This window comes from Methylocystis sp. (genome assembly GCF_050251305.1).
GTDB lineage: Bacteria > Pseudomonadota > Alphaproteobacteria > Rhizobiales > Beijerinckiaceae > Methylocystis.
The window spans coordinates 35,176-41,670 of record NZ_JBFWNB010000028.1 but is presented as its reverse complement, the minus strand read 5'-3'; the positions used below and the strand labels follow the sequence as shown (position 1 = coordinate 41,670).

Below are 6,495 nucleotides of genomic sequence, written 5' to 3'. Positions count from 1 at the left end.
TTGGCCAACCTTAGCCGAGCCGGCGCGGGAGCGAAACTCCCGGCCGGCCCGACCATCGCCACGACCTCTCTGTCTCGTACCCGCGCGCGTGCGGGGGGCTGGGGGGCTGACGACACCGACAACACGCGGCCCCGAGCTGTCGAGGCAATGAACTTCATGTTGGGCGTCGCGTTTGTCTGACAAGGGGCGCCATGTCGGCGAAAGTATGATTATTACAAGCCAAATCTTATCTGATTGCCCTGCCGAAAAGATTCTCGTCGTAAACGCGTCATTAAGTCTTGCCCCTCGCAACCCTGCGGGCCAACATGTTCAGGCGAAATCGAGGAGAGACGCATGGCGGAGTCGGAGACGACGGAGCCCAGCCGGGTTCGACCCGCGCTTGTCGTCGTGAACGGGGCCTCGCCGGACGCGGCGCAAGGCGCTCGGGGCGAGAAGCGCGGCGCGGCGGTTTCATTCAGCCGACCAGAACTCAACGTCATCTTCAATCTCTACGGAGCCAAAGTCGCGCAGGGCGAGTGGCGCGACTATGCGATCGACTTCACGCCGGCCAAGGCCGTGTTCTCGATTTTTCGGCGCGCCAGCGAGGCGCCGCTGTATCGAATCGAGAAGAACCCCGCGCTGGCGCGCCGGCAGGGCGCCTATTCCGTTATCGCGACGACCGGACTTGTGCTTCGGCGCGGGCATGATCTCGCGCGCGTCGTGCGCGTGCTGGATCCCGCTCTGAGACTCGTCGGCGCCGAATAGCTTCGCGAAATTCCTATCAGTTGAACGCGCGCGATCAGAATCGATCGGCTCGATAGGGCGTCGGATCGATGAAGGGCGTCTCGCCGGTCATCATCTCGGCCAGCAGCCGGCCCGTCACCGGTCCGAGCGTCAACCCGTGATGCGCATGGCCGAAGTCGAACCAAAGCCCCGGATGATTCGGCGCGGGGCCCACGATCGGCAGCATGTCCGGCAGGCACGGCCGGGCGCCGCGCCAGGGCTGGGGGTCGAGCCGTTCGCCGAGCGGAAACAATCGGCGCGCGGTCGGCTCGCAAATTTCGATCTGCGTCGGGGTTGGCGGCGCGTCGCGGCGGGCGAATTCGGCGCCGCTCGTCAGTCTGACGCCGCGGCGCATCGGCGCCAGGAGATAGCCGACGTCGGCGTCGAGGATCGTATGATTGAGCCGTGCGCCGTCCTTTGCCGCGTAATGCATGTGGTAGCCGCGCTTCCAGCCGAGCGGAATGCGGTCGCCGAGCGGTCCGTAGACCAGGTCCGACCAGGGGCCGAGCGCCACCACCGCCGCCCCGGCGACGATGGGCCCGTCGGCCGCAACGACGCGCCAGCGCCCGTCCGCTTCCTGCGTGAGGCTGCGCGCGTCCCCTGTGAGAAATTGGCCGCCGCGCGAAACGAATAGATCGGCGTAGGCTTTCGACAGAGCGGCGGGGTCGTGGATCGACGCCGTATCGCGGTAATGGACGCCGCCTGCGATCGGCGCGAAATCCGGTTCCAGCGCCGCGACTCCGGCCGAATCGAGCGAGTCGATGTGCAGGCCGTAGGCGCGCAGACGCTCCGCCTCGGCGCATCCGGCCGCGAGAGTCTCGTCGCTGCGAAACAGCTTGATCCAGCCGTTTCTGCGCAGAAGTTCGCCGGCGCCCGCCTGCTGAATCAGCGCCTCATGTTCGCTGAGGCTGTTTTCGATCAGCGGGCGACGCGCGTCGATGCTCCGCTGCACGCGCTCCGGCGCGCTCTCGCGCCAATAGCGCAGGAGCCACGGTCCGACCATGGGCAGCGCCGAAAAATGATAATGCGCCTCCGGCAGCAGGTTCAGCGCATATTTGATGAGCTTGGCCGGATCCCGCGGAAAAAGATAGGGGATGAGCGAAGAGCGTTCGATCAGGCCGGCGTTGCCGAAGCTCGTCTCCTGTCCCGCGGCGCCGGCGCGATCGATGAGCGCGACGTCGCGACCGCGCGCCTGCAGATGCAGCGCGGCGCTGACCCCGACAATGCCAGCGCCAAGAACGACGACATCGGTAGACTTCATCAATCCCCCAGATAGACCGCCTCATATATGGACTCTGATGCAACACGCGTGCTAGGCGCCTCTTTCTTTCCGGAAAGTTCAGAGCCGCCTGATGATCCCCCGCTATTCCCGCCCCGAGATGACAATCATTTGGGAGCCGCAGACGCGGTTTCGCATCTGGTTCGAGATCGAGGCCTACGCCTGCGACGCGCTTGCCGAGATCGGCGTCATTCCCCGCGAGAGCGCCAAGGCGATCTGGGACAAGGCGGATTTTGTCACGTTCGACGTCGCTCGGATCGACGAGATCGAACGCGTCACGAAGCATGACGTGATCGCCTTTTTGACCCACCTCGCCGAATTCATCGGCGCCGAGTCGCGCTTCGTGCATCAGGGCATGACCTCTTCGGACGTGCTCGACACCTGTCTCGCGGTGCAGTTGTCGCGCGCCGCGGATCTCCTGATCGCTGACGTCGACGCGCTGCTCGCCGCGCTCAAAAAACGCGCCCATGAGCACAAATACACGCCGACCATTGGACGTTCGCATGGCATTCACGCCGAGCCGACGACCTTCGGACTGAAACTGGCTCAGGCCTACGCCGAATTTACGCGCGCGCGCGAACGCCTCGTCGAGGCGCGCAGGGAAATTTCAACCTGCGCCATTTCGGGCGCGGTCGGCACCTTCGCCAACATCGATCCGCGCGTCGAAGATTATGTCGCGCATAAGATGGGGCTCACGCCCGAGCCGATCTCGACGCAGGTGATTCCGCGCGACCGTCACGCGGCTTTTTTCGCGACGCTCGCGGTCGTGGCGTCGTCGGTCGAACGGCTCGGCATCGAAATCCGGCATCTTCAGCGCACCGAGGTGCTCGAGGCGGAAGAATATTTTTCCGCCGGCCAGAAGGGCTCGTCGGCCATGCCGCACAAGCGCAATCCGGTGCTGACCGAAAATCTGACGGGTCTTGCGCGGCTCGTGCGCGCCATGGCGATTCCGGCCATGGAAAATGTCGCGCTCTGGCACGAGCGCGATATTTCGCATTCTTCCGTCGAGCGCATGATCGGGCCCGATGCGACGGTGACTCTGGACTTCGCGCTCGCGCGACTCACCGGCGTGATCGAAAATCTCGTCGTCTATCCGGAAAATATGCGCAAGAATCTGGAGAAGCTCGGCGGCCTCATTCATTCGCAGCGCGTGCTTCTGGCGCTCACGCAGAAAGGCGTCTCGCGCGAAAACGCCTACGCCATGGTGCAGCGTAACGCCATGCCGGTCTGGCGCGGCGAAGGGGATTTTCGTGCCTTGCTCGGGCAGGATAAGGATGTGAGCGCAAAACTGTCGCCGGCCGAGCTGGATGAGCTCTTCGACCTCTCCTATCACTTCAAGCATGTGGATACGATTTTTGCGCGGGTGTTCGGGGAGTCATAGCGCCGCCGCTGGCTCCCCGAAATTCGCTCGCGCAGGGCGCCGTGATCAGTCGCCTTACCGCGACGGCCAGCGCCATTTCGGAGATTCATGATCGGGCGCGAGCGTCTCGCCCAGACGCTTTTCCAGCGCTATTTCCACGCAACGTTCGTCGTTTCTCAGTTCCGAAACCAGTTTGGCCGAGTGCGACACGACGACAATCTGCGTTTCGTTCGAGGCCTTGCGCATCAGTCGCGCCAGCGCGCCTATGAGATTGGGATGGAGGCTCGATTCAGGTTCATTGAACACCATCAGCGGCGGCGGACGCGGCGTCAAAAGCGCGGCGACGAGCAGCAGATAGCGCAAGGTGCCCTCCGAGAGCTCCGTAGCGCGTAACGGCCGCAGCAACCCGTGCTGGCGCATCAGCGTCTCCATGTAACCGTCGGACATCGAAATATCGATTGTGCTGGATGGAAATGCGTCATCGATCGTCTGCTTCAGACCGTCCGCGTCGCCGACGTCCTGAATTGTCGCGAGCGCCCCCGCGAGGTCTGCGCCGTCGTCAGCGAGCGCGGGGGTGAAGGTGCCGATCTGCGGCCGTCGCGCGGGCGCATCGCGATCGGCGCGCAGATTGTCGTAAAAGCGCCAGCGCCGCACCGTTTCACGCAAAATCGCAAGATCGTAGGCGTCACGCAAATCGGCGCAATGCGTCATCATGCTGTCGACGCCGGCGAGCGAAGCCGCAGCCTGCCGCCATTCGCCGCTTTTCCCGCGAATGCGCACGCTCGGCCCCCTTCGTTCGGCGAAAAGATCGGCGCGTCCGAGATGCTCTCCGGTCCATTGCGCTTCGAGCTTGATCTGCGGATCGAGCGGAAAGGCTTTCGTGGCGTTCGAAGCTGGGCCGAGGTCGATCGCATAACCATAAGCCTCGGAGGCGAACCCGAGCTTCAGCGCCTTCTGCGACTGGCGCGCCAACGGCTCGACTGGCGTTTCGCCGGCGATCATCGCGCGGGAAAATTTCTCTGGTCCGGCCCAGAGCGTCGAATTCAGCCCGCCTTCTCGGGCGAGCGACTGGATGATGCGCCCCTGCGCAACATCGGCAAGAAGGCCGAGCGCGCGATAAAGGCTCGACTTGCCGGCGCCGTTGGCGCCAGTCACGATGGTAAGCGGTCCCGGCGCAAGGACCAGATCGCGAATGGATCGATAGCCGGAAATTGCGAGCCGCGTGATCACTGAGTCTCCCCCGGCGCCAATATCGATGGCCGGACGGGGAGGGGCAATGGCCGCCCTTCCAATAGGGAGCGCGAAGCCTTAAAGAGCGGGCCATGATCTGGCTTATCTTCGCCTTGCTGACCGGCGCCGCGGTCATGACGGTGCTGGCGCCGCTCGCCATGCGCGGGCCGGCGGAGAATGACAGCGCCGCCGATGTCGCCTTCTTCGAGGAGCAGATCGTCGAAATTGAGCGCGAACGCGCGGAAGGGCGACTCGACGCCGCCGACGCCGAAGCCGCCAAGACCGAGGCGGCCCGCCGACTGTTGCGCGCCGAAGCCGCGCCAAAGGGCAGGGGCGTCTCCTCGCGCAAAGTCGCGCTCGCGGCGGCGCTCGCGGCGATCGTCGCTATCCCGGCCATCTCTCTGACGCTCTACGCCCGGCTTGGCCATTCTGACATGCCCGACATGCCGTTGACCGCGCGCCTCGAATCCTCGCCGGACCGCCATGATCTCGCCGGCGCCGTCGCGCGCATCGAGCAGCATTTGCGCGAGCATCCCGAAGACGGCCGCGGCTTTGAGGTTATCGCGCCCTATTTGCTGCGCACCGGGCGCGGCGAAGACGCCGTCCACGCCTATTCCGAAGCGCTGCGGCTTTTGGGCGCAACCGCGGCAAGACACGCGGCGCTTGGGGAAGCGCGCGTCGTCGTCGCGCAAGGCGTTGTGACGCCGGACGCCAAGAAGGATTTCGAGGCGGCGCTGGCGCTCGATCCCTCTGCGCCCGAGGCGCAATATTATGTCGGCGTCGCCGCCGCGCAGGCCGGCGAAAAGGAAAAGGCGATCGAAATCTTTTCGAAGATGGCCGCTGACGCGCCAGCCGACGCCGCCTATCTGAAGGCTGTCAACGCGCAGCTCGCCATTCTGCGTGGCGACGCGAGCGCGCCGGCCGCCGCGAGCGGCCCGTCGAGTGAGCAAGGCAAGGCGATTGCGGCGATGCCCGCGGATCAGCGCCAAGCGATGATCCGCAGCATGGTGGATCGATTGGCGTCGCGGCTTGAAACCAAGGGCGACGATGTCGAAGGATGGCTGAAGCTCATTCGCGCATACAGCGTCCTTGCCGAAAACGACAAGGCGAAGAAGGCCGTGACCGACGCGCGCAAGGCGCTCGCCAGCAAGCGCGACGACGTGGCGCGCATCGATGCGCTGGCGAAGGAGCTGAAGATCGGAGGCTAGAACGGCGTTCGCCTCTTCGCGAGAGCGGCCGGGTTCGGCCGCATGGGAGCAATTTGAAGCAAGATGACGCGCAAGGGAAAGCGGCTGACTTTGATCGCCGGAGCGATGACGGTACTCGGCCTCGCCGCCGGGCTTATGCTGTTCGCGCTGCGCGACAATATCGTGTTCTTTTACACGCCGTCGGAGCTCGCGAAAAAGCAGGTCGCGTCCGGGGCGCGGCTGCGCATCGGCGGACTGGTGAAGGAGGGCACGGTCGTTAGAAACGGCCGCGACGTGAACTTCACGGTCACCGACAAGACGAGCGACCTGGCGGTGTCCTATACCGGACTTCTGCCGGATCTGTTCCGCGAGGGGCAGGGCGTCGTCGTCGATGGCGTGCTGCAGCCTTCGGGGGATTTTCGCGCCGACAGCGTGCTCGCCAAGCACGACGAACGCTACATGCCGCGCGACGTCGCCGACGCCTTGAAGAAGCAGGGCGTCTGGCAGGGAGAGAAGAAGTGATGCGCCGTCGTCGAGTTCATACCTCCCCCTTGCGACCGGGTGGGGGGCGACGTTGCAGCGCATCGATGAGATCGCCCCACCCCGAACCGCTTCGCGGCCCGACCCTCCCCGTCAAGGGGAGGGATTTGCGCGTCTTCTTGCAGCTCTCGGAAGGT

6 protein-coding genes are annotated in these 6,495 nt (G+C 64.8%); 4 read left to right on the top strand and 2 right to left on the bottom strand.

The features are described from left to right. Nucleotides 1-333 precede the first annotated feature (333 nt). Nucleotides 334-744 (top strand): DUF2794 domain-containing protein, encoded by a 411-nt coding sequence (locus AB7F41_RS10870; protein ID WP_428383927.1) that lies wholly within the window; start codon nt 334-336, stop codon nt 742-744. A 34-nt stretch (nt 745-778) separates the two neighbouring features. Here AB7F41_RS10870 and AB7F41_RS10865 read toward each other — a convergent pair whose 3' ends face one another. Continuing rightward, nucleotides 779-2,023 (bottom strand): NAD(P)/FAD-dependent oxidoreductase, encoded by a 1,245-nt coding sequence (locus tag AB7F41_RS10865; RefSeq protein WP_428383926.1) that lies wholly within the window; start codon nt 2,021-2,023, stop codon nt 779-781. A gap of 91 nt (nt 2,024-2,114) precedes the next feature. On the opposite strand from AB7F41_RS10865, the gene purB reads away from it, so the two are divergent. Beyond that, nucleotides 2,115-3,422, top strand: coding sequence for an adenylosuccinate lyase (purB, locus tag AB7F41_RS10860; RefSeq protein WP_428383924.1), 1,308 nt, complete (start codon nt 2,115-2,117; stop codon nt 3,420-3,422). A 54-nt stretch (nt 3,423-3,476) separates the two neighbouring features. Here purB and AB7F41_RS10855 read toward each other — a convergent pair whose 3' ends face one another. Next, entirely contained in the window at nt 3,477-4,631 is a 1,155-nt protein-coding gene (locus tag AB7F41_RS10855; RefSeq protein WP_428383922.1) for an AAA family ATPase, read from the bottom strand. Between the two features lie 92 nt (nt 4,632-4,723). On the opposite strand from AB7F41_RS10855, the gene ccmI reads away from it, so the two are divergent. Next, a complete protein-coding gene (gene ccmI / locus AB7F41_RS10850; RefSeq protein WP_428383920.1) occupies nt 4,724-5,839 on the top strand; it encodes a c-type cytochrome biogenesis protein CcmI in 1,116 nt (371 codons plus the stop codon). Nucleotides 5,840-5,902: 63 nt separating this feature from the next. Further along, nucleotides 5,903-6,340: a cytochrome c maturation protein CcmE gene (gene ccmE / locus AB7F41_RS10845; protein WP_428383918.1), complete on the top strand. Its 438-nt coding sequence runs from the start codon at nt 5,903-5,905 to the stop codon at nt 6,338-6,340. The last annotated feature ends 155 nt before the right edge of the window (nt 6,341-6,495 follow it).